Here is a 22,884-nt window from a genome sequence, read left to right on the forward strand (position 1 = left end):
TATAAAATTAATAAAGATAATCTTGAAATTACTCCCAAATAGTTAATCTATTCTTTCATCAAAACAGATTTACCACTTCTTTTAAGAATGTTTTATATCATATATTTTCAAACAAGCAAAATATCCTAAGATATTTAATATAACTGCTAAAATACTACCATATAACAACCAATTATTTAAAGGAATAAGCAATAACTGTTCTATTCCTACTACAAAGTTTAAAGCAATAAATCCAATTACAAAAGCAACAAGTAAAATTACATACATAATCGCTCCTTTTTTATTTCCAAGCGCCATAAATCCAGCATTATTAATTGGTAACATAATTAAAGAAAAAATAATCCCTACTGACAATATAAGTAATCCTTCTTGCAAATCTAAAATATGATACCCATAAACAGACATCAATATAATCGGTAAAGAAAGCACTAATTGACATATAGCAGTAAAAATATATGTCTCTAAAATTTTAGTAATTACAATTTGTTTTTTAGATATTGGATATGTCAGCAAAATTTGATCAAATTTTGAAATTTCATCTCTTTCAATAGAATACTGTAATGGCGAGACACTCATCATTGGAACTGATAATGCTACTAAAAGTATAATAATATATTCACTTGGCATCAAAAAGAAAATAAAACAATACAATAAAATACTAAATACAAATCCTAATAGATTCTTCTTTATACAAAATGTTTCATAAAAATCTTTTAACATAATCCCTAGCATACTTAGCATCCCCCTTTTGCATAAAACAACATAATTTCTTCAACCGTTGGCCTCATAATTTCAAGATCTTTAAAAACGCTTTGTATTGCCAAACGATTTTTAACTAATATAGTATAACTATAGGCTCCTTTAGTATATCCAATGATATCTTCTCGATTTAATGAATCTAATAATTCTTTACCCACATGAAGAACGCCATACTCTTCTCTTAGCTCATCATATGGCTTCATAAATAAAAGCTCGCCTTCATGAATATAAGCAATATAATCCGAAATCTTATCTAAATCACTTGTTATATGTGAAGACATCAATACTGTATGATTTTCATCTTCTGTATACTCACGAATAATTGATAAAATCTCATCACGAATTATTGGATCTAACCCACTAGTTGCTTCATCTAATATCAATAGTTTTGCATCATGGCTAAATGCAATCGCAAATTCTAATTTCATTTTCATACCACGAGAAAACTTTTTGATTTTCTTTTTCATTGGTAAATTAAATTGATGAATATATTTAAGATAAGTTGCTTGATCCCAATTTGAATAAACCTTACTCAATATTTGTCCTATAAACTTTGGAGTAAACTCATCATCATAGTGTGTGGTATCAAATATCACCGCAATATCTTTTTTTATTTGAATTTCATCTGTTTTAAAATCCATTCCAAATATTTTTAATTCCTCATAAGAAGATTTTATAATCCCTAATAGCGAACTAATTAATGTTGATTTACCAGCCCCATTTTCTCCAATCAAACCGACAATGCTTCCTTTGGGAATATTTAATATTATATTATTTAAACAAAAATCCTCATAACTTTTACTTAGATTTTTAATTTCAATTGCATTTTCCATAATTAACTCTCCTCATACATCAAATGAAGTATTTTTTCCAATTCATCCATAGTTACTCCACTTTGTTTTGCCAACAAACATATGTCATCCATTTGCTTTTCAATTCTGCGTAGATTTTCTTCTCGAATTAAATCTTTATTTTGTTTAGATACAAATGCTCCTTTTGCGGGAATAACATGGATAAATCCATCTTTTGATAATTCATCATAAGCTCTTTGCGTTGTAATAATACTAACATGTAAATCCTTGGCCAACTTGCGCATCGAAGGTAAAGGATCATTCGCTTTGAGTTCACCATTCATGATCATTTCTTTAATTTGTATGACGATTTGTTCATAAATTGGTTTAGAACTCGAGCTACTAAGTATAATTTCCATTTTTTCACCTCGTAATTTTATATACTGTATATATCTTACATAGACAGTATATACCTAACTATCAATACTGTCAATATATATTATATACAGTAAAAATAAAAAGTTCAGTTAATAAAACTGAACCCACAGTATCCTAGTTATTAGATTGATTTTAATACGTACTTATGAAGCAGGTAATTGCTCAACCCACATACAAAACATCTAATGCTTCTAGCAATCAGATATTTATCGAAGCATTTTTTAAAAAAATAAAAATATTACCAATTGAAATCATTAAAACAAATTCAATAAGCAATTTGCGTTTTTAATTTCTTCTACAGTATTTACTTTTTCAATATCTAGAGATTCTAATAAATTACCTACAAGCGTATCCAAACTTACCTGTAGTGCCTTAGCCAACGCTAGCAATTAATATGCATCTAGTATTAGCAAACTACACCCCCAATTAGAAATAGTTTGACGAGTTACTCTAATTACATTGCCTAACTTTTCTTAAGAAAGTCTTAACTTTTTTCTAAATGTTAAAATATTCTTCTCTAAATTCACTTTTCGCTTTTTTCATCGTAATCAATTATATAAATCTTAATACGCAACCTCAAAGACCTTTAAAATATTGTCAAAGCTCTTTAACAAATAGAATTTTAATCCACTTCACCAAAATACTTATCTTCTTTTACGCTTTTAGGTGTAGATATCATAAAACTTGATGGCAAATCAATATAGAGATAAGCATGATTATAAATGTAGTTATACCAACCAGTAATACAAATGCAATCGTTTGATATGACCTCTTACCCTTTTCTTGTTCTATCTCATCATGACTTAGTGTATTTCCTTCAATATAAGCAATAATTTCTTTATATGTTTGTAAATCATTTTCTTTTTTTTAATTCTCGGCTTTACTAGATGTATAAAGTGTTACCAAAAATAAAATAAACCATGTAGAGAAACCTAGAACACCCTCCATAAACAATGGATATGCCGTAACCGCCAATAGAACTAATTCGCTAAAAAACAAGATGCTGAGCTTATTAAATCTTTTAACAAATCCTTTATCAACCATTTTCTTCATTTCCTCCAAATCTTCTTTTAATAAGTTATCTAAAGATACATTAAAGATATAGGATATATTAATTAGACTTTTAATATCTGGTAACGTTTTATTCGTCTCCCAATTAGAGATTGTTTGCCTCGATAAAAATAATTTAAGTGCTAGGTCATCCTGTGACAGACCATAATTCTTCCTTGCTTTTTTCAACTTTGTTCTAACATCCATCTTCTTCTCTCTCCTTTCATCTCATATCTTAATGTATCTTAATTCATCAATATACATGTCAACATGAAATTTGTTTGTCAAACACCTTTTACAAACCTCTAATTAAAAAAATATTTAATTCATAATCTTTAAAAAGTATGGAAATGCATCATAGAGAGTAACTATTCCACCTACTAAAAATAGAATTCCAAAAAATGCTACGACAATAGAACTCATTTTGATCTTTTTTTGAAGAATAAATACAGCTGGATGTTTTGAATCAACATAAATTTGATAAGTTTCTCCTTCTCTCATCTTTTTTGTTAATTGTTTGTAGGAAATATTTTGAGTTGTTTGTTCTTTATATACATGACCTTGATATGTATATTCAAACACTGGTGCTTGAGTAGAAACTCCATTACCACCATAGTAAGTATTGTATCCACAATACACACCATTAATTTTTTCATTGCATCTAACAAGTGAATACACATCATTAATGAGCATCAAAATTATGATTAGCCCAAAGATAATGCAACCCAAAGGAAAAACTAATAATTTTCCTGAAGGGACAAAAATAGTGATAACCGAAATCATACCAAATCCCACAAAAGAGAAAATCATGATAGAACTAACAAGTGGAACATCTTTGTATCTTTTATTTTTTATAATAACAAACGTCACGAAACCAAATAGAATTGTTAATATATGAACCAAAATCGCCATAACATAAACACCTCGAACTTAATAATTTTACTCATGAACACTATAGTACTCTAAGCCTAACAAACTTTTACGGATACATACTCTACGACTGTCACCAATATTAGTTTTTAAATATTGACTTTTCGATACATTAAATTCCTTTTCTTCACCACGCCAAGAAGCAATTAATTGATAATCTGTCAAACTATTGCCCGTATCGACATCTTTATCTGTAATAACAATTGTTTCATGTTCTGGCTTTCCAAACGTTAATAAGAAATTGACAGGAAATGTAATTGTAAACGAGAACACCAAAACTGCAAAAATAACCGATAATTTACGACCAAATCTTTGTGGAACTTTTGTACGCAATGTTTTAATGATAAAAAGAATGGAGAAAATAACTGTTAAAAGCAATGTTATTTTTAAATAATCAATAAAATCATACCCAAAAATTTTTGCTGTCGCTAAATTTAAAAGCAAAGCAATTGCAGCACCTAGAAATGGCATTTGTAACATGACTTCTTCACCTTTTTTAGTCTTTGTTTCAATATAAATATATGGATAATACCATAGGTATACTGCATATGATCCAAGTATTACAAAAACATACATAATCATCATAAGTTTTCCACCAATTAAAAACCCAATTACATCGAGTACGATAAAGACTATTCCAAGAATACGTAAAATTTTCCTAGATTTATTTAAATAAAATCCACAGTGATTTGAAGAAATTCTTTCTATTGTTTTAGACTCTTCAACAATTGATTTATAATAATTACGCTCAATCGCATTAAATGTACCAACATATTTGGATACATCTTTTTTCTTTTCTAACAATTCCTCAAAGTCAACAATTTCTACACCATGTTCAGCTAAAGCTTCGTAAAGCAATTCTAAATTAGCAAATGCATAATCTAATGTCACTAAACGATTATAACCTCTATCAATCAGTGCCATTTGTGTTCTATTTCCTAGTGGTATCAATAATAAACATCTAATTTCTGTATAACGTACTTCAATTGATTTTTTTAATACATAATTAAAAGTAAGTGTGTTTTTATCTATGACTATCGTTTGCTTTTTACATGCTAGTAAAAGTGCACCACCTAAAAACACAAAAGGCAGAAAACAAAATGCAGCAATATAATAACCTGATATAAGTGTTACTAAACATATTAGTCCAAATACCACAGTTGTTATCATCCCTAATATTTTTACAAACTTTGAACATCCTATTACCTGTTTTTCCATAATCATCCCAACTTTCTTAATATTTAATTCTATTTTAGTACACTGATTAATGCATAAATTACACTTGCAACCAAAAGAGTACCAATTATTATTGTCATAACCATTTTTATTCTATTTTGGCTATCAGTTTTCACACTCTTGATAATCCATATAGGTCCAATCAAAAACACTAAAACTGCATAAATAACTAAAATTATATCCATAGCTATTACTCCTTAATTTAAATCAATTTATTCTATAATGTCCGACGATATCATTTCGATACTCCAATATATCTTCTTCATAATATCTTTGGTATGGACTAGCATGATGAATAACAAAACTTACACCATTTTTATTCCGATGATCCGATACGATACCAATATGATTTTCAAATATGACAATATCTCCGCCTTGCCATTCTTCAATTCGGTGAATATCGGTTGTTAATGATTGTGCGTTATATTTGAAATAAATCTTCAAGTTTTGCACCCTTCTAAAATCAATATTTTTGTCAATAATATCTATATCATAATCTTCTTTATGATTTTGGACATGTTGATTAACCAACTCCATTAAATCATAGCCAGCATCTTTTAGTCCAAAAGCTACTACATCACTACACACTCCAAAATGATCATTGGGATAACCTGTACCGTAATATTTACTTTTATATTTAGGCTTGCTACTAACATACGCTTTTACATTATTCAAAATATCTGTTTGATCATCGATGCCATCATCATCTTCATCATGTGAACTCTTATAGGTTGTGATATTAAAATCGCTATTTGAATATTTTTGATGTGGGATGTAATTGAAAAAATATAACACATAAACAACAAACAACAGAACAATAGCTGATATAAAAATTAAACCTACTTTATACTTATTTTTCATTGATAATAACACCACCTTTAAATCAATGATTAGTTATATAATAATGTAAAAAACTCATCAAAAGTATTAGCGATAAAATAAACATTGTTCTCATCATCTGATGAACTTAGACTATAAGAATCATCATAATAATAAACTCCGTCATTTGACCCATCACAAACTAAAACAAAGAAACCATGTTGGATACTATCCCCAATAATAACAGTGCTTCCAAATAAATCATCAATATAAGCATTCGTCCAATATTCTATATTTGAAGCATCATTCCCTGTATCTATTCCATAAATAACATCGACATTAACATTTTCATTTATATCCTTTAAGTAGATTTCATTAAATGCGTCATTACTAACTACACCATTGTATTTTAATAGAAATGTAACATAGTCACTAGGCAGACTAATATTAAATAATTTTTCAATATGAGTAATATCTACCTTATTTATTTTTTTTAAAGATTTTAATTCATGATTCTTCTTTTTTAGCTTTTCAAATATTCCCATATTTATCTCCTTTATTAGTTCAGTTCCTATCTTTTTAACCATTTATATTATGCTGTTGAGATTTATCTTTGAAAAAGCCAATTAAAATTAAGGTAATACCAAGAATTGCCAATGGAATATAAATAATATTAGGTATATGGTAGATAAACCTATCAACTGCCGACATAACAATGTAAATAACAATTCCTACACTAATTAAGTAACTTCTCTCTTTCATAATTATCCCCATTTAAAATGTTTTCACTTCAATAATGATTTGATGACATAAAATGATTATTAACTAATATTTTCTTGTTCACTAACGTGACAACCTTTTTAACCTTACAGCCTTATACTATTGATGATCTAGTGTAACTCGTAACATCTGTGTTTAATTTCTCAAGTAATTCTATTACACTATATTCCTTGTTTTGAATGGCTCTTAATTCTTTATCTGTCACTCCAATAAATTCAACAAATATTACCTTTCCATTAGGTGTATTTATTTCAACAAATTTATCATCTGGTATCGTTATAAATCCTGTAATATTGGATGTCCCTTTACTATCTATACCTGTTGTTTGACCTGTGTATAGATATTCGTAAGCATTAAATAATTCACCTTGGGTAAAAGTAATTCTGGCAATAGATTGTAATATACCACATATACAACGTATTTCATCTTCTTCATTTTCGTAGTGATCCTTTTTGAGTTTCAAAGTCAACTCCATACCATAACCACTCCACTCTTTATCTTCGCTTTCTTTTTCATAAAGTTCAGATAGTCCATAAGTTATAAAATGCCAATAATCACCACCATCATATACACTAATACCATCAAGGGGATCATTACCGCCCAATCTCCATTTTATCATCGCTCCATAATGCTTAGGATTCTTTTGGTTAGGATAAACTTTATCACATAACTTATCTATTGCATCCCATCCTAGTGCTTCAATTTCTTCATTTTGCTCATTATCTAATAATTCATTTTTCTTCTTAAATTTATCAAACAATCCCATATAGAGTGCCTCCTTATCCTTACCCATTTAATCTAAATTTCGACACTATATTGTTCAATCAAAGCATCAATTTCATCATCATTTAATAAGGCAATAACATGATTTGCATCATAATATTCTTTTGAAGAGATATGATTGATAAAATCGTCGTATGTAACTGTCATTCCTTTTCTAATCATGACATACCAATAATTAATTCCTTTGATTTGATCAAGAATGATATAAGGTTTATTAGGAACAACACAAGGAATATCAGCAACAATCGAATAAATCCCAAATAATTCATTCGTATCTTTCTTCCTATATACGCTTGGTGTTGCATAATAAACATCTAGAGATTGGATTTCATTTAGATATTCTTCAAGATTATTTAAGTTGCAATCAATTCTTTGTAATTCTCTTTGTCCAATAGCGATTGGATTATAAATACCAAATATTTCAAAACAGCGATACTCATCCTCCGTTTTACTTGTCATCTCTTCTAGTGCAACAATACTTGCTTCTTCATCCCATTTAATAAATTCTTCGTCTTCATATAAATAAGCTTCTTCATCTTCTCTTAAATATTTTTTAGTATTGAACTCGTTGCAAAGTTTCTCTACTAAGCTATAGAATAGTCTAATTTCTGATGGTGCAGTTGGTAAACTTAAAGAAAGTAAAACATCACTCCCTTCAAGCCACAACTCAAATCCTCTAGCTAATTTTGCTTCATCATAAATTAGAGTATGTTCGCCTATCTCATCTCTATCAAGGCGATAGTTTTCATCACAAACACCATAAGATAATCCTGTAAATTTAATAATATCTTCTAGATTCATTTTTTTCTTAAATAATGATTTTTGTTTAATTCTTGCAGTTACTGACATAATTACGCCTCCTTAACTTAAAATTTCATTTCTTTTGAAAACCAATTATTTTCTAACTTCATTTTTTGTCTTCATTAATCGAATAGATTGATAAAAGAGATAAATCCCGACTAAAACATATCTTATTCTATTCAATACATCTTTTAAAAACGGGAAATAGGATGATTGGATAATACTACAGAAGATTAAAACTCAAATTTATAACTTATTTGGAGAATGAAGATTTTATTAATCCATTTTCATAAAAAACATTGAATATTTCTTTATGCCCTACTGCTGAAGGATCAATATAAATCTTTACACCATTGCCTAAAATTAAGATTGCTTTTGATCCTTTGATTTTAATGCTTTTAATTTCTTTGAAACTAACGTATTTTCTTTTTCCTAATAATGGAATCTCTGTAATGCCTTCACTATTAACAATAACCTTATAGCGTTTAAAACCAATGCTAATGATAATCAAAATTGATGTAATAACTAATAATAAGGTTGTCAAAAGTGTTTTTTGTTCAGGTGGTGCTGCAACTATACAAACAATCATGCAGATAAATTCAAATATTGTGCCACCAATTGCTGTACCCACAAATACAGCTGGGTATGTTGCAACAATTTCTCCATTATTTACTACTTCTTCCATATAAAATCCTCCATCGTATTCTTACATATTTTTAAAATCACCAATGCCCGGCAAAGCTAATATAAAAGAAATGACTAGTATTGATAGATCACTTGCAAAAATAGTAGACATACAATAGTCCACAATCATTAATCCAAAACATGTCGCAATAGTATCTAAAATTAGATATAAACCGATTGTACTTTTTTTACTGATTCGCTTCAATTTATAAAGAGCCTTCGGAAATCCACCCGCAATTAGATTAATCGGATATGAAACAATTGTTGCGATAACAAAGAATAAAATAATACTTCCTACAGAATGATATTGAAAACCAAACAATCGCATTATTGCTCCACTAAATAAAGCAATAACGGATAAAACAGCAATAAAAATAGTTCCACAGATTATAAAAGTTATTAATTTTTCTTTATTCTTCTTAAAAAATCCCACTACAAACAACAACTCCTTTTTCAACTCTTTTAAACTTACTTATTTAGCTAAGGCATCTTCTATCAATTCAATTCCTTTATTAAAAAAATTAATCTTTATTGCCTCTTCATTTCCTTTAACCTTTACCATTGCGACACATAATTGATTTTCTTTTGTCGCTTCAGTACTGCCCATAAGCGTTGTCCATTCAACAGTAATATCGTCTTTTGAAAAAGACTTATTGATATAAAATTCATAATCCAAAGGTTCAAAAAACTTACTGTTTGACTTTGCTATAATAGAAATTGTTTCATCATTTTCTTGGTAGACTTCAACGATATAGCGAACGACATCTTCTTTATTATCAACATATTTTTCATTAGGAGATATTGATTCTTGATAGATTAAATTATTATTTTTATCTACTATATCTTTTGATGCACAGCCACTAACACTCATAGATATTAAAAGCAAAAACACTGCTACTAATCGTTTTAATTTCATAATCATCACCCTCTTATTTTTTCATCAAAAGCACTACGTTATAAATAAAATATGGTATAACACCCAAAATTCCAAGAATTGAATAGAATGGGAATGCCAAAATACCAATAATCATTCTCGTTGCTAAAGTAAATTTACAAGTAAAATGATTATAGATTATCAAGCCCGTAGCTACACCAGAAAAAATACAAATACCTAGCAGCATACTGTTTATAACTCCAATAGGTTCATGAATCATCATATTATGGCTCATAAGCTGTTGGATAAAATCCGGATCTTGTAGTTGCTGAATCTGAATTTTTCCTAAGATATAACCGACTATGCTACCCACTACTGACGCAACAATAATCATTATTATGTGTCTTAATTCTTTTTTCATATATCATCCCCCTAAGTTTTAGAAAGCATTAGCTTTTACTTATCATTCACAACAAATTAAATATTTTCTTTGAAATATACTGGTCTGCATTATCAGTATAATATTTAAATAGTTTATATACTTCCTCATACACATACAAGTCACCGCTTATAACATGACTACTTGTCGTAAATAAATCCTTTTTCCCTTTTGATGTAACGAGATCATCATCGCCACATACAATAAAATCTTTTCCAATAACAGATATAAATGAATTATCATTATCAATTGTTACATTATATCCTTGTTCAAGAAATCATTCATATATATCCTTCATAGAAGTTATTTTTAAGTTTGAATCTTTCATATTCTCACCTTCTTATTTTATATAATTTATACTTTTAGAATTGGAACTTCTTTATAGTATCTATAGACTATATCTGATTAAAAATATACTAAAAATCACTAAAATTAAACTTACAATCTCAATTCGATAATCGTGCATTTTAAAAACTTCATTACCATACTGTTCCTTTTTATAAACAGTGATTTCTTTTCCAATTTTTTGCTTTCCAAATTTTTCGAATATACAACCATGTGCTGTATAATATTTACGATTGTTAATTTTAACGATAAATGCTTTTTTTCTAACTTGTACACCACCAACGACATAACCACCATTACGACTAGCAACGTCAACAATTGTGGCTTTACATTTATCTCCGCCAAGCACTACACGATACTTTAAATAAAGTAACAATACAGCACTAGCCAACACAACAATTCCAAAAACAATAAGCATCTCCATCACCTCACTATTACAAAGTTATTCTTATGATTGAAATAATTTAAATAAGAAATACTACTTTACAATAATATTCTTCATCTTTACTATTCCTATACGAATTAAAAGTCCATCAGCTTGCCGAAGCCATATCATCGAAATCAAAAGAATAAGAGCATATAATATAATCAAATTCTTTAATAGCGTTCGTAGTAAATAAATAAGCAAAAACAAAGGAAGCATCAATAAAAATAAGCATAGCAAATAACGAAAAGTAGTTCTTCCACTATCTTTTTGCCATTCGTCAAGATTTACACCACAAACACAGCTATTAGGAACCATCCATAACTTTGTATTAACTTTCTTTCCGCATTTTTTACAATATAGTTCTCTCATAAAACACCAATCCTTTTTAAAAATTTCAATCATTGATTAAATTCTTCTAATTTCAAACCTGTGTCCTTTTCAAAATCATTAGCCCATTCTTTATCGCAATAAAATACAATTCCTTCTTGATATCCATCACTTGTAAAATACAATTGTTTGCCTGTATCTTGACTTATAATAATTCTATTTAAATCATCTGCAACACTTGAATCAAACCAATCTCCTTCAACTTTTGCATCAATGTTAAAATGTTGTCCATTCCAATCAAATGAAACACTTCTAGATCCAGTGCCATCTTCCCAATCAACAAGACTTGTATCTTCTACTATATTTGTAAAATTTAGTTCTTCTCTATCTAAATATGAAACACCAATTAAGAAGTTTTTATACATATTTTCAACATCAAATATTTCTACGTCAAAAGCATAAACTCCATTTTCAGATGGTTTCCATGTCATATTTTCATAATCGATATCCCCTTCTCCAAGTGATGTTAATAAATCCGCTGCTTTATTAAATTCTATTTCAGAAGGTAGTTCCTTATATCTTTGTTCTAGATTATAAACTAACTCATCATTAAGGCCATTAAGCCCATATTGTCTAAAAATAGTTGATAATTCTTTATATGATTTATCCATTTCAACCCCTCCTCTATAAGATTCTTGATAGCTACAACCACAAAGTAATAAAGATATAGTCATAGCGTATGCCAATATTTTCTTCACAATATAAATCGCTCCTATTCAAATAAAAAAACGCATAATAACTAAATTAATTTTATCCGTTATTATGCGTTAAAAATCATCTTAAATTTGAACATGTTAAAAGGTAATATGGGTTTTGCAGTACAATTGAATTGCATTCTAAATAATATTTCATGTGCATAACAATCTCTCCCTTAATTAAATATTACCATTAACTTTTACTCCATTTTATCAAAATAGTTAATTTCTTACAATAATTTCTTACAATAACATACACTTATTTTACAAAAAAAGTTAAACAACTCTTACTCGTACTTTTTTCCTATGTAATATACTGCACCTATTGATATAAGGATAACAATCCATAAAGCATACAATTTGATATTATCAAACAATTGATAGCCGACCATTAATATAGAGATATGATAAAACAAAGGAGTACCTACCGCCATACATAAAGAATCAAAGCGTAATAACTTTAGTATTTCTGGCCAGTTTGAATTATTAAAAGTTAAGCCTGGCATATGAATTCTAAATATACCTTGTGATACATAATTGATTCTATTTTCGTCATAAAAAGATGGTAATTCTCTGGCATAAACACACGCCCATAGTGCAAAAATCATCATTACTCCTGAAACACAAGCAATTCCTCTTATATGTTCTAACGGGTATGTAGATACCAATAAATATAAACATTCTAAAATGACAATAAAACAAGATATCCCCCAAATCATTTTCCATTTTCTTTTATTATAGGAAACCATTGCTTTAACAGACGATTCTAATGAATACGAAACCATATTGTCTACATCATCGTGTTGAATCATATCATGTCTATCTAGATGTTCTCCCATCAATAGTTCTGTCACACTAACTTCTAAACATTCAGCAATTGGAATCAATAATACTACATTTGGGAAACTTGCACCTCTTTCCCACTTACTCACAGTTTTATCAGATACAAATAATTGATCTGCTAATTTCTTTTGTGTTAAATTCTTTTCTTTTCTTAATTCAGTAATAAACTTACCAAATTTTTCATTGTCTATTTGTTTCATAATCTATCCCTCCTCAAGCACATTATTAGTTATTTCCATTCGCAAGTAAACCTACTATTAGTAGAATACTCCATTTTAAACGAATATGAGCAAAAAAACAGAGACATCAACGATATCTCTGCCTTATACAAACTATTTTTTATTCATAAAGTTCTACATACATGTTATTTAATTTAGTGACACAAGGCTTAATTTTAACTATATGTTGTTTATTACTATGTTTATCTGCTTGCACTAAAGACGAAATGATTGAACAGTATAACAACATATTACAAACAATAGGTGATATTAGTCTGAGTAAAGATAAAGAACTTCAAGGTAATCGTAATTTTGGACAAGATAATTATGTAGGAACTTATGATGCCGAATATAGCCATTTTTCTGGACAAGAAATACTATTTGGGGGAACTGCATTAGAAAGAAAAAACAGTAACAACTTACAAATTAAATACAATTCCATTATTAAAGATGGTTCATGTAAATTAATTTTAAAAACTGGTGCAGCTAAACCAAAAACACTATTTGATAGTAATGGTTCATATTTTGAAATGATATCATTACCTTCTGCAAGTAATTATATTATTCTTGAAATGAATAACTTTTCTGGTTCTATCAGCTTAATCATCAAATAAATTGGTAAAAGAACAATAGTAGCGAAAAGTATTTATTCAAAATTTTATATCTAATTTGCGATTATCCGCATAAACACTATACTTTTAAGCATTTTGAAATATAAGAAAACACTCATTTTACCACGATTTTACCACGATTGAATGAGCCTTGATATGACCTATAAAGTAACACCCAAAAGACATCATACATCTAAATGGTGTCTTTTTTAAAAGCAGCTAATCCTAAGACTAACTGCTTTGTAAATATTGATATTTCTTTTTAGTTTACAAACGATTTAAAATGGTCGCTAAGTTCTCTTTATGCCATGAAGCACCAACCATTGTCTTATTTACCTTAAATGCTAATGTACCCTTTGATGTAGTAATTTCTAATTCGTAAGACATCAACTTTTTATTGAATTTAGTGCTTGCTATTTCTTCCTTAGAAACGAAAAGAAATGCTTCATCTTCTAATTTGCCCGTTACATTATTTAAACCGATAATAGCAATACCACTATCACTAAAGTTTATTGCGTAATACTGCATTGAAAGAGCAGTAGCAATCGGTCCAAGAGCATATGTGAATTTACTCGGAAATATAACTCCAATAATAGATGAATTTTCATTAAATGTAATATCCTTCTTCTTTAGATATTCTCTAATATCTTGTTCTTTTAGCATTTTAATATCCTCCTGTAAAATTTAATTTGTCATAAATGGTTATTCTCATTTTATCATTTGAAAAAAACGATTACAATAAAATATCATCCCATTATAAAAATATCATCCCATTATAAAAATATTATACCATTATAAAAATATGTTTAAACGAATAACGCAGATAAACCGACAAAAATACACATTACTCCAAAAATCATACACATTACATTTTTGATACCGACTTTTTTGTTAAGTACGAAAGATGATGGATTTTTAGGGTTTATATATATACGATATTTATTTCCCTTAACCATATCCTTATCTAATTTCTTAAAGCTATATGTGTTAGAACACTGACGGACATATGTTTTTCCGTTGTACTTGTATTTAAAAATAGGAGCATAGCTTGATACTGTTTTACTTGGATACGAATTATAGCCTTGATAGACCCCCATAATTTCTTCATTACAAATAGCAACAGATTTAATATTATGATAAAAAATCATCGTAATCATTCCTCCTATTGTAACGCCTATTAATATAAATGTATATTTAGCTCCGCCTGGGATAAGAAAACATATAAAAGCTAATAAAAGCCCACCGAATATCAACGCAAGAAACTTAAATGATTCAGGATCCATCTTATGCATTTTTTGTTTAAAAGCCATATAAACAATCCAACCAAAAGCTGCTACACAAAATAATAATTTTAATCCTTCAAAGTTCATTGTTTATCTATTCCTTTCCTTCAATCTTACTTACTACTATGTTTCCTATGCGTTAATGTCAAAGCAAGATATTTTTAATTCTTAATCTTTTTCATTATTTTGATTTTGTTTTTTCCATTCCTTATAATCTTTTTTTGCTTCTTGTTGTCTTTTAACATCTTCCATTTTTTCTAAAATCGCTTCTACATCTGGTTGACTGTGCTGTTCTGGTAGAGAATAGAAAATAATGTTATCATCATTTGTATATACTGAAATATTAAAAACCAAAGCACTTTCTACAATTTCTTGCATGATATAGGAAATTTCTTCTGCATATTCTTCGTCTGTTTTTCCCTCGTTAAGATATATACTTGTTTCTATTTCGTATTCTCTTTTTTTCAGATATTCTTCTACACTTTCCTTACCATTCCATTCTGTTGTGGTTGTATGCCCTTGAACTTCAATTTGATAATCTCTTATAAAAGGCTTATCTTGAAATAAAGGAGTTGCAAGTTCTTTTATTTCATCAGAAAAGTAATAAACATGGTAACTATCCTCAAAAAGTCCAGTATTTCGTGTATATACAGTAGCAGTTTGAGAAGAATTTTCTTTACTGGAAACTTCTGCCATAATCCAGTTCAATCCTATTTTTTCTTCTTTATACTTCTTCACTTCTGTAATGATAAATTCTTCATTGTATTTGTCCTTTAATTTGGATAAGATATATTTTTGTGCTTCTTCACTAGAGTTAAAATCATGCGAATAACCACTACAACCATTTAATATTCCCAAACAAAGCACGCCTGCAATAACACCTAATAAAATTTTTTTATATCGCATAATCGCCACCTCTATGTGATTTGATGATTTAATACAGTTCTACAAACTGGAAGTTACAAGTCAGTTAAAAAAATTTTTGAAATACCTTTTTTCTGAAGTTTGTATTTTTGAACTTGAGATAATGGAATTTCAAATGCTGTGCTTGTCTTTGGGAATTTATTGTTCAATATATCATCATAGAGAACGGTAATAAATTTCCCCCATTCTTTTAAGTCAGTTATCTTTGTTGAATCGTCTAAGAAAGCATAACCATCACTTAAATAAAATATCTCTAATGCTAGTGCTAAATCACAACTGGGGGCAGCAAGTATTTGTTTTGGAATTTCAAATCCGTCATCCCAGTTGTATTCATTTAGTTTACTTCTTAAATCATTATATACCATTTTTATATCTCCCAAATTCTAATTTACTGCACTACAAACTGGAAGTTGTCTATTTAAAAGAAAATTACTAAATATCTTTTTAGCGGTCATTTTAATTCTCCCATAGCTACCTTAATCTATTAAAAGCTCTTAATCTATCAATAAAATCATCTAAGGCTTCTTCCTCATCTAAATAAATATCTTGTGAATTTGTAACCTTACTAGCCCTTTCATCTGTTGCATAAACAATCCACTTATCATTCTCACGCATTAACACAACTTCATTTTCTCTATCATCTTTCCTTTCATTCATATTATAACCTTGTAATTTCTCGTCCTGTATCATTTTTATTGCTTCTTTTATGTTCATGTTTCATGTTCCTATTTTTGCATTGCAACTTCAAAGTTGTCTATTCATTTTTCGTAACAGTATCAACGATTTCTTGATATTCTTCATCTGTTAATACTTTCGCCCATAATCCATAGTGAACTTCATCAAATTCTTCATAAAATGTAGGATCATTCGACTGGGTAACAGGAAATAATGCATGTCTATCTTCGCCCATCACACGATAAGGGGCAAGATTGCATAAAAAGCCTTTGTAATATATTTTCACTTCGCATTCCTCCACATACAATTTGGATTGGTCGCTTTCTTCATATCCATATTATAACAGTTACGTATATCCGCTACAATGAAAATCTATTTAGGAATACTATTTTTTCGGCTGTCCCTGCGGTGTAGGGTTCTGTGGATTGACTGCGTTCTGGTTGCCTTTATTCTTCAACACAATATTTTCTGCCTTTACATATAAATTTATGTACAGTATTGGTATTTCAAAAACAAAATAGGTTATCCCTTTCTTCCTCTTGGCTACCAAACACAGAAAAGAAAAAGTGTGATGTCATACTCAATTTTTTTATCTTGCACGCATAAAAAGATTGAAAGAGGTGTTTGTTTCCAGTATAATGTTTTTGTATAGAAGCAAGGATTGAATTTTTTGAAAGAAAGGGTTGACAGTCATGTTCACAAATTGTTACGCTTGCGACAGACAGACAGACAGACAGACAGACAGACAGACAAGTAAATTCTGCCCTTTTTCAATTTTATCAATAAGAAACAGAACGCACAGGTTACCCAGCTATAAGGGGTGCTTTGTGCGTTTTTCTATGCAGAAAATTTATGAAGAACAAGGAGCGAACAAACTATGAAGAAAAAACAAGTCCTTGCAGTAAGTTCCGCATTGATGATCGGGACAACAACTGCACTTACAGGGCTTCCTACTCCTGTCATGGCACAGGAAAACACAGAAGTTGTGCAGGAAGCCATTGTAGAAGAAAACAAGACAGAGCAAGTTCCTGTGGAACAGGAAACAGAAAACGCAGAAGTGCAGGAATATGCAACAAACAAAGAGCAGGAAAAAACAGCTGAAAATGCAGAAACTTTAAAAGAAGATTTAACAGAAGAAAGTACAAAACAGGAAACACCTGCAACACCAAAAAAAGAAGTGGTTACTGAAGATAAGACAGTCGAAGAAAACAAGAATACAGAGGTAAAGGCTGGAAGTATTGCTATTGATGAAGCACATTTTCCTAATCAGGCATTTAGATTATTTGTAGAAACTAATTTTGACAAAGATAAGGACAAAAGTTTATCAAAAGAAGAAATCAATAACGTTACTAGCATGAAAATACAAGAAAGGTATAATCAGGAATTTACATCTATAAAAGGTATAGAATACTTTACAAATTTACAGGATTTATCTCTTGCTGCACCTCTTAAAGAATTAGACTTAAGCAAAAATACAAGTTTGAAAAATCTTGAAATAATAGGTTTAAATATGTGGGGATTTGATGTAAGTAAAAATACAAATTTAAAGTCTTTAACTGCTGATACGCACTATACATGGTATAACATTGGCAACAATCCAAATCTTGAAACTGTAAATGTTGGAAATACTAACCTTTGGACTACAACAGAAAAAAATCACTTCTATTTCAAAGATATATGTAAAGGAATAGATATTTCAAAAATTACTATTTTGCAGAATGGGAAATTAGATAAAGATACAGGAATTGCTTATATTGATGATGTAAACAAAGAATTCATTTATCAATATGATTGTGGCACATATAAAGGGGGTAAAAAAACATTAGAGATTACAATACATATACTTGGAACATCATCTCTACCCGATATTTTTGCAGAAGATGTCACATTAAAAGTGGGGGATACATTTGACCCATTGAAAAATGTAACTGCCAGTGATTTTGAAGATGGTCCAATTACTTTAACACGAGAAAATATAATTGAAAATGATGTAGACACTTCTAGTGCTGGTGTTTATCATGTAACTTATGAAGTAACAGATAGTGAAGGAAAATCTAGTAGAAAAGTTATTACTGTTACTGTAGAAGGTTCAACTGATATTCCGAATACTGCTCCAACTATTTCTGCAAATGATGTTACATTGAATGTAGGCGATACTTTCAACCCATTGGCAAATGTTACAGCAACGGATAAAGAGGACGGAACTATCACTTTGACAAAAGATAATATCATTGCAAATGATGTTGATACTTCTAAGGCTGGTACTTACCATGTAACCTATAAGGTAACAGATAAAAACGGAGCTTCTTCCGAAAAGACGATTACTGTAATTGTGAAACAAAATACAGGCGACCTTAACTCTGTTCCAACCATTTCCGCAAATGATGTTACATTGAATGTAGGCGATATGTTCGACCCATTGGCAAATGTTACAGCAACGGATAAAGAGGACGGAACGATTACTTTAACAAAAGATAATATCATTGCAAATGATGTTGATACTTCTAAGGCTGGTACTTACCATGTAACCTATAAGGTAACAGATAAAAACGGAGCTTCTTCCGAAAAAACAATTACAGTTACAGTAAAAGAAAAAACAACAAATAAACCTGTAAGTCCACAACAGCCACAGAAACCGAACAAACCAACTACTCCAACAAAGCCTAGCGGACAAAAGAACCCTGTAAAAACAGGCGATGTAACAAACGTAGGATTGTTCGCTTCTATGTTTGCTGGTTCAACTGGTGCATTAGCTGTTTTATTCCGTAAAAAACGTAAAAGAAATAGGAACGATTAACAAAATGTATAATAACAATCAATAGCGACTAATGATTGTTCATGTAAAAGGACACCAAACTATAAGGTGTCCTTTTCAAATTCCTATCGTCATATCAAGGCTCGTTCAATCGTGGTAAATTCGTGGTAAAATGAGTGTTTTCTTATATTTCAAAATGTTTAAAAGTATAGTGTTTATGCGGATGAGACTGTAAAATAATTTGTGTAAACAATCCTTCATTGGTAGAATGATATCATCTACCAAAGGAGGATTTTTATTATGAGTAAAAAAGATATTGTTAAATATATTATTGATGAATATGGTGTTACTTCACCAAATGATATTACTAATGCTTTAAAAGATTTATTAGGTGAAACTCTTCAGGAAATGCTTGATACTGAATTTGATGAACATATGGGATATGATAAATATGACCAAACTGCTAAAAAAGATAATTATCGTAATGGCAGTTCTAAAAAGACTGTAAAAACTTCACAAGGCCATATTGATATTAATATCCCACGAGATAGAAATGCATCTTTTGATCCTGTGATTATTGAAAAATATAATAGAGATATATCAGATATTGATAATAAAATAATTAATCTGTATGCCAGAGGGATGTCTACAAGAGATATTAGTGAATCTATTAAAGATATCTATGGTGTAGATGTTAGTGCACCAATGATTAGTAAAATAACTGATAAAATCATCCCTGCAGCTTTAGAGTGGCAAAACAGGCCATTACACACTATATATCCTATAGTTTTTATTGACTGCGTTCACTTTAATGTAAAAACAGAAAACATGGTTGTAAAAAAAGCAGCCTATATTGTTTTGGGAGTAACTGAAGACGGCTATAAAGAAGTACTGGGTATATGGGTTGGAGAAAATGAGACAGCTAAATTCTGGTTGTCAGTACTTACAGATTTAAAGAATCGAGGTGTAAAAGATATTTTAATTATATGTTCCGATGGATTAACGGGTATTAAACAGGCGATTGAATCAGCTTATCCCGGTACGATACAGCAACGCTGTATTGTTCATTTAATTAGAAATTCATGTAAGTATTTAAGTTATAAAGATCGAAAAGAATACTGTCATGATTTAAAGAGAGTATACAGTGCTAATACAGAACAGAGTGCATTAGAAAACCTGGACAGGTGTCAAGAAAAATGGGGTAATAAATACCCGTATGCATTTAAAGTCTGGAGAGATAACTGGAACGAGGTATGCAGTATGTTTAATTATGTTCCAGAGTTAAGAAAGATCATGTACACAACGAATGCAATAGAAAGCTTGAACAGTGCTTTTAGAAAGTTTACCAAAGTACGAACAGTATACCCGACAGATGAAAGTTTATTTAAATCATTATATTTGGCACAGGATAAAATAACCTCAAAATGGAATGTACCTTACGCCAATTGGGGAGTGATATATTCAAGTCTTCAAATTATTTTTGAAGGAAGAGTATAGAGTTCATTGACAACGAATATTTCTATGATAACATTATAAAAAATAGTAATTACATGATTACTCAATGTAATTACTACCCATTCTACTAATGAAATTTGACTTTACACAAAATTATTTACAGGCTCATGCGGATAATTGAAAATTAGATATAAAATTTTGAATAAATTATTTATATGTAATTAGGTACTGAAATAATCAGTACCTTTTATTTTGGATTGGCAAATATAACTCCTTGCATGGCAGCTCTTAATTGAGATAACGTGTATTCTTTAGTATGCCAATCTTTTCGTGCATCTTTAAAAGTGTTAGTTTTCCCATCTAAATTTCCTTCTTGAATGATAAGAACATCTCCTTTAACATCAATGACTATGCCGACATGATTTCTTCCAATACCCGAAAATACAGCACCTGCTTTTGGCGTTGTTGAGCGCTCAAATTTATCTCCATGTGTTTTTAATAATTGATCTACGCACTTCCAACCATCTCCGATAAATCCCGGTGAATATCCATATAATTCATAGAAACGTCCCCATGCAAACCAAGTACATTGTCCATACAACTTTGCTTGAGCATATGGATTTTTGTTTACCCAAGCATCATAATTATCAAAATTTGGTTTTGTTCCTCCACGAAATGAAAAACTGACATATCGCATAACATGACTGACATAAAAAGGATCTCCATATACATCAGTTCCTAACTCGGCTCTTTTGTTATCTGAAAACAATTTTGCATTTGCTTTAGTATATCCACCAAAGTTTGTTACTGCCCATTCGATATATCCGCTACCGTAATTATATCCTTGTAAGGCTAAATATAATTTTTCTGTATCAGCTGGACTTTCAACTTTCGCTCTTGTTAGACAATTCGAAAATGTTTGAACTCCTACTTCTATTGAATAATCTGCATCAGTGATACCATTTGGCTTTCTAGGGTATTTTGTATTAAATCCACTTTCACTAGATTGCATTGGGTCATTTCCTTTTCCTCCAGATTCTTGCATCATGATGGCTTCTAAAATAGGAACATACTCTTCTATTTTATATTGTTCGGCATATTTTGTTATGGTTTCTTCATAAGCTAATACTTCCGCACTTAATGGTTCAATCTCACTATTAATACCTCCATCATCGGATAAACAAGCAAACACACCGATAAACAAAGTAATCACAACTAATATGATTAATCCCATTCCATAGGTCCAAAGGTGTGATATTCCATGTACTGCTTTTGTTAAAACATAAGCACCACTTTTCCATGTTCTTACTAGAATATTTCCTGCTTGAATAGGCTTTTTGACAATCTCTTTCGATGCTTTTACTTTGTTTTTATGCTTAACCATCATGAAAGACTTCATTCTCTTTTGATAAGTATCACTTGTTTGAAATGAATTGGAATAAGGAAGTGTTTGTTTAACTTTCTGTTTCTTTGTAAGAATCTTATTTTTGGAATCTATAGATAACCTTTTTTTATGATTGGAAATCAATTTTTCCTTTTGTTTTGGCTGTATTAAAGATAAGCTATCTTTATTTTCAATAATATCTTTTCCATTCAATGATTTATTTCTTTTTCTTTTCTTGTCTATAAATTGCTTTGTTCTTCGATAAGATTGTTTAGCAGTTGCTTTTTGTACTTCATCCACTCGATTTGGAGCATAATCTTGTGTCGTGTCATTTTTGGTTTTCCCATTATCATTTGCTTTGATTTTTTCTTTTTCATGGATGGCTACATCCTTAACAAAGTATTTAATGTTTTGTTTACTATCTTTTGTTTTAATGTCATGTACAGTTTCTTTTATCTTAATTTTATTTGGATTGTTTTTCATAAACTTTGACCTTTC

At 29.7% G+C, this 22,884-nt stretch carries 31 protein-coding genes; 3 read left to right on the forward strand and 28 right to left on the reverse strand.

Features of this window, described 5'->3' with window-relative positions:
• Positions 1-81 precede the first annotated feature (81 nt).
• From DW761_RS08085 to DW761_RS08175, 21 genes are all read right to left on the reverse strand, one after another.
• Positions 82-732 carry an ABC-2 transporter permease gene (locus DW761_RS08085; RefSeq protein WP_158550347.1) on the reverse strand — a complete coding sequence of 217 codons (651 nt, stop codon included), beginning with the start codon at positions 730-732 and terminating at the stop codon, positions 82-84.
• 2 nt (positions 733-734) lie between these two features.
• A complete protein-coding gene (locus DW761_RS08090; RefSeq protein WP_117517417.1) occupies positions 735-1,592 on the reverse strand; it encodes an ABC transporter ATP-binding protein in 858 nt (285 codons plus the stop codon).
• 2 nt (positions 1,593-1,594) lie between these two features.
• The gene (locus DW761_RS08095) at positions 1,595-1,969 is read right to left on the reverse strand and encodes a GntR family transcriptional regulator (RefSeq protein ID WP_117517419.1); all 375 of its coding nucleotides are present in this window, start codon (positions 1,967-1,969) and stop codon (positions 1,595-1,597) included.
• Between the two features lie 273 nt (positions 1,970-2,242).
• A complete protein-coding gene (locus DW761_RS21640; RefSeq protein ID WP_255412381.1) occupies positions 2,243-2,368 on the reverse strand; it encodes a hypothetical protein in 126 nt (41 codons plus the stop codon).
• 487 nt (positions 2,369-2,855) lie between these two features.
• On the reverse strand, positions 2,856-3,245 hold the full coding sequence (locus DW761_RS08100) for a helix-turn-helix transcriptional regulator (RefSeq protein ID WP_233513059.1): 390 nt from the start codon (positions 3,243-3,245) through the stop codon (positions 2,856-2,858).
• A 114-nt stretch (positions 3,246-3,359) separates the two neighbouring features.
• Positions 3,360-3,950, reverse strand: coding sequence for a DUF3592 domain-containing protein (locus DW761_RS08105; RefSeq protein WP_117517421.1), 591 nt, complete (start codon positions 3,948-3,950; stop codon positions 3,360-3,362).
• 27 nt (positions 3,951-3,977) lie between these two features.
• Complete coding sequence (locus tag DW761_RS08110; protein WP_117517529.1) at positions 3,978-5,186, reverse strand: hypothetical protein; 1,209 nt, start codon at positions 5,184-5,186, stop codon at positions 3,978-3,980.
• A gap of 29 nt (positions 5,187-5,215) precedes the next feature.
• Complete coding sequence (locus DW761_RS20995; RefSeq protein ID WP_154410900.1) at positions 5,216-5,389, reverse strand: hypothetical protein; 174 nt, start codon at positions 5,387-5,389, stop codon at positions 5,216-5,218.
• Between the two features lie 22 nt (positions 5,390-5,411).
• A complete protein-coding gene (locus tag DW761_RS08115) occupies positions 5,412-6,065 on the reverse strand; it encodes a DUF1287 domain-containing protein (RefSeq protein ID WP_117517423.1) in 654 nt (217 codons plus the stop codon).
• 29 nt (positions 6,066-6,094) lie between these two features.
• Positions 6,095-6,568, reverse strand: a complete 474-nt coding sequence (locus DW761_RS08120; RefSeq protein ID WP_158550349.1) for an SMI1/KNR4 family protein — start codon at positions 6,566-6,568, stop codon at positions 6,095-6,097.
• Between the two features lie 34 nt (positions 6,569-6,602).
• Positions 6,603-6,785: a hypothetical protein gene (locus tag DW761_RS08125; protein ID WP_117517427.1), complete on the reverse strand. Its 183-nt coding sequence runs from the start codon at positions 6,783-6,785 to the stop codon at positions 6,603-6,605.
• Between the two features lie 112 nt (positions 6,786-6,897).
• Complete coding sequence (locus DW761_RS08130) at positions 6,898-7,569, reverse strand: suppressor of fused domain protein (protein ID WP_117517429.1); 672 nt, start codon at positions 7,567-7,569, stop codon at positions 6,898-6,900.
• A gap of 32 nt (positions 7,570-7,601) precedes the next feature.
• Positions 7,602-8,435: a DUF4299 family protein gene (locus DW761_RS08135; RefSeq protein WP_117517431.1), complete on the reverse strand. Its 834-nt coding sequence runs from the start codon at positions 8,433-8,435 to the stop codon at positions 7,602-7,604.
• Between the two features lie 205 nt (positions 8,436-8,640).
• Complete coding sequence (locus DW761_RS08140) at positions 8,641-9,072, reverse strand: hypothetical protein (RefSeq protein ID WP_117517433.1); 432 nt, start codon at positions 9,070-9,072, stop codon at positions 8,641-8,643.
• Between the two features lie 21 nt (positions 9,073-9,093).
• Positions 9,094-9,504, reverse strand: a complete 411-nt coding sequence (locus DW761_RS08145; RefSeq protein ID WP_117517436.1) for a regulatory YrvL family protein — start codon at positions 9,502-9,504, stop codon at positions 9,094-9,096.
• Between the two features lie 39 nt (positions 9,505-9,543).
• Positions 9,544-9,987, reverse strand: a complete 444-nt coding sequence (locus DW761_RS08150) for a hypothetical protein (protein ID WP_117517438.1) — start codon at positions 9,985-9,987, stop codon at positions 9,544-9,546.
• A 13-nt stretch (positions 9,988-10,000) separates the two neighbouring features.
• Positions 10,001-10,366, reverse strand: coding sequence for a hypothetical protein (locus DW761_RS08155; protein ID WP_117517440.1), 366 nt, complete (start codon positions 10,364-10,366; stop codon positions 10,001-10,003).
• 406 nt (positions 10,367-10,772) lie between these two features.
• Complete coding sequence (locus DW761_RS08160) at positions 10,773-11,147, reverse strand: hypothetical protein (protein ID WP_117517441.1); 375 nt, start codon at positions 11,145-11,147, stop codon at positions 10,773-10,775.
• 60 nt (positions 11,148-11,207) lie between these two features.
• The gene (locus tag DW761_RS08165; RefSeq protein WP_117517443.1) at positions 11,208-11,558 is read right to left on the reverse strand and encodes a hypothetical protein; all 351 of its coding nucleotides are present in this window, start codon (positions 11,556-11,558) and stop codon (positions 11,208-11,210) included.
• A complete protein-coding gene (locus tag DW761_RS08170) occupies positions 11,555-12,241 on the reverse strand; it encodes a hypothetical protein (RefSeq protein ID WP_199485614.1) in 687 nt (228 codons plus the stop codon). The genes DW761_RS08165 and DW761_RS08170 overlap by 4 nt, the downstream gene beginning before the upstream one ends.
• Positions 12,242-12,525: 284 nt before the next feature.
• Positions 12,526-13,281, reverse strand: a complete 756-nt coding sequence (locus DW761_RS08175) for a helix-turn-helix domain-containing protein (protein WP_117517445.1) — start codon at positions 13,279-13,281, stop codon at positions 12,526-12,528.
• A gap of 161 nt (positions 13,282-13,442) precedes the next feature.
• Here DW761_RS08175 and DW761_RS08180 point away from each other — a divergent pair, with 161 nt between their 5' ends.
• The gene (locus tag DW761_RS08180; RefSeq protein WP_117517447.1) at positions 13,443-13,913 is read left to right on the forward strand and encodes a hypothetical protein; all 471 of its coding nucleotides are present in this window, start codon (positions 13,443-13,445) and stop codon (positions 13,911-13,913) included.
• A gap of 264 nt (positions 13,914-14,177) precedes the next feature.
• Here the strand turns inward: DW761_RS08180 and DW761_RS08185 are convergent, their stop codons facing one another.
• The 6 genes from DW761_RS08185 to DW761_RS08210 all read right to left on the reverse strand — a co-directional run bounded on the left by DW761_RS08185 (position 14,178) and on the right by DW761_RS08210 (position 17,078).
• Positions 14,178-14,573, reverse strand: a complete 396-nt coding sequence (locus DW761_RS08185; RefSeq protein ID WP_117517449.1) for a hypothetical protein — start codon at positions 14,571-14,573, stop codon at positions 14,178-14,180.
• Positions 14,574-14,716: 143 nt separating this feature from the next.
• A complete protein-coding gene (locus DW761_RS08190) occupies positions 14,717-15,280 on the reverse strand; it encodes a DUF3592 domain-containing protein (protein ID WP_117517451.1) in 564 nt (187 codons plus the stop codon).
• An 81-nt stretch (positions 15,281-15,361) separates the two neighbouring features.
• Positions 15,362-16,060 (reverse strand): hypothetical protein, encoded by a 699-nt coding sequence (locus DW761_RS08195; protein ID WP_233513064.1) that lies wholly within the window; start codon positions 16,058-16,060, stop codon positions 15,362-15,364.
• A gap of 92 nt (positions 16,061-16,152) precedes the next feature.
• Positions 16,153-16,482, reverse strand: coding sequence for a DUF4274 domain-containing protein (locus DW761_RS08200; protein WP_055169970.1), 330 nt, complete (start codon positions 16,480-16,482; stop codon positions 16,153-16,155).
• 106 nt (positions 16,483-16,588) lie between these two features.
• Positions 16,589-16,831 carry an Imm59 family immunity protein gene (locus DW761_RS08205; RefSeq protein ID WP_016728906.1) on the reverse strand — a complete coding sequence of 81 codons (243 nt, stop codon included), beginning with the start codon at positions 16,829-16,831 and terminating at the stop codon, positions 16,589-16,591.
• A gap of 40 nt (positions 16,832-16,871) precedes the next feature.
• Positions 16,872-17,078 (reverse strand): hypothetical protein, encoded by a 207-nt coding sequence (locus tag DW761_RS08210; protein ID WP_182456274.1) that lies wholly within the window; start codon positions 17,076-17,078, stop codon positions 16,872-16,874.
• A 591-nt stretch (positions 17,079-17,669) separates the two neighbouring features.
• Here DW761_RS08210 and DW761_RS08215 point away from each other — a divergent pair.
• A complete protein-coding gene (locus DW761_RS08215; protein WP_117517453.1) occupies positions 17,670-19,589 on the forward strand; it encodes an immunoglobulin-like domain-containing protein in 1,920 nt (639 codons plus the stop codon).
• Between the two features lie 258 nt (positions 19,590-19,847).
• Complete coding sequence (locus DW761_RS08220; protein WP_193600595.1) at positions 19,848-21,044, forward strand: IS256 family transposase; 1,197 nt, start codon at positions 19,848-19,850, stop codon at positions 21,042-21,044.
• 205 nt (positions 21,045-21,249) lie between these two features.
• On the opposite strand, the gene DW761_RS08225 is transcribed toward DW761_RS08220, so the two are convergent.
• Complete coding sequence (locus tag DW761_RS08225; protein ID WP_117517457.1) at positions 21,250-22,869, reverse strand: lysozyme family protein; 1,620 nt, start codon at positions 22,867-22,869, stop codon at positions 21,250-21,252.
• Between the last annotated feature and the right edge of the window lie 15 nt (positions 22,870-22,884).

The organism is Absiella sp. AM29-15 (assembly GCF_003434225.1).
GTDB lineage: Bacteria > Bacillota_I > Bacilli_A > Erysipelotrichales > Erysipelotrichaceae > Hoskinsella > Hoskinsella hominis.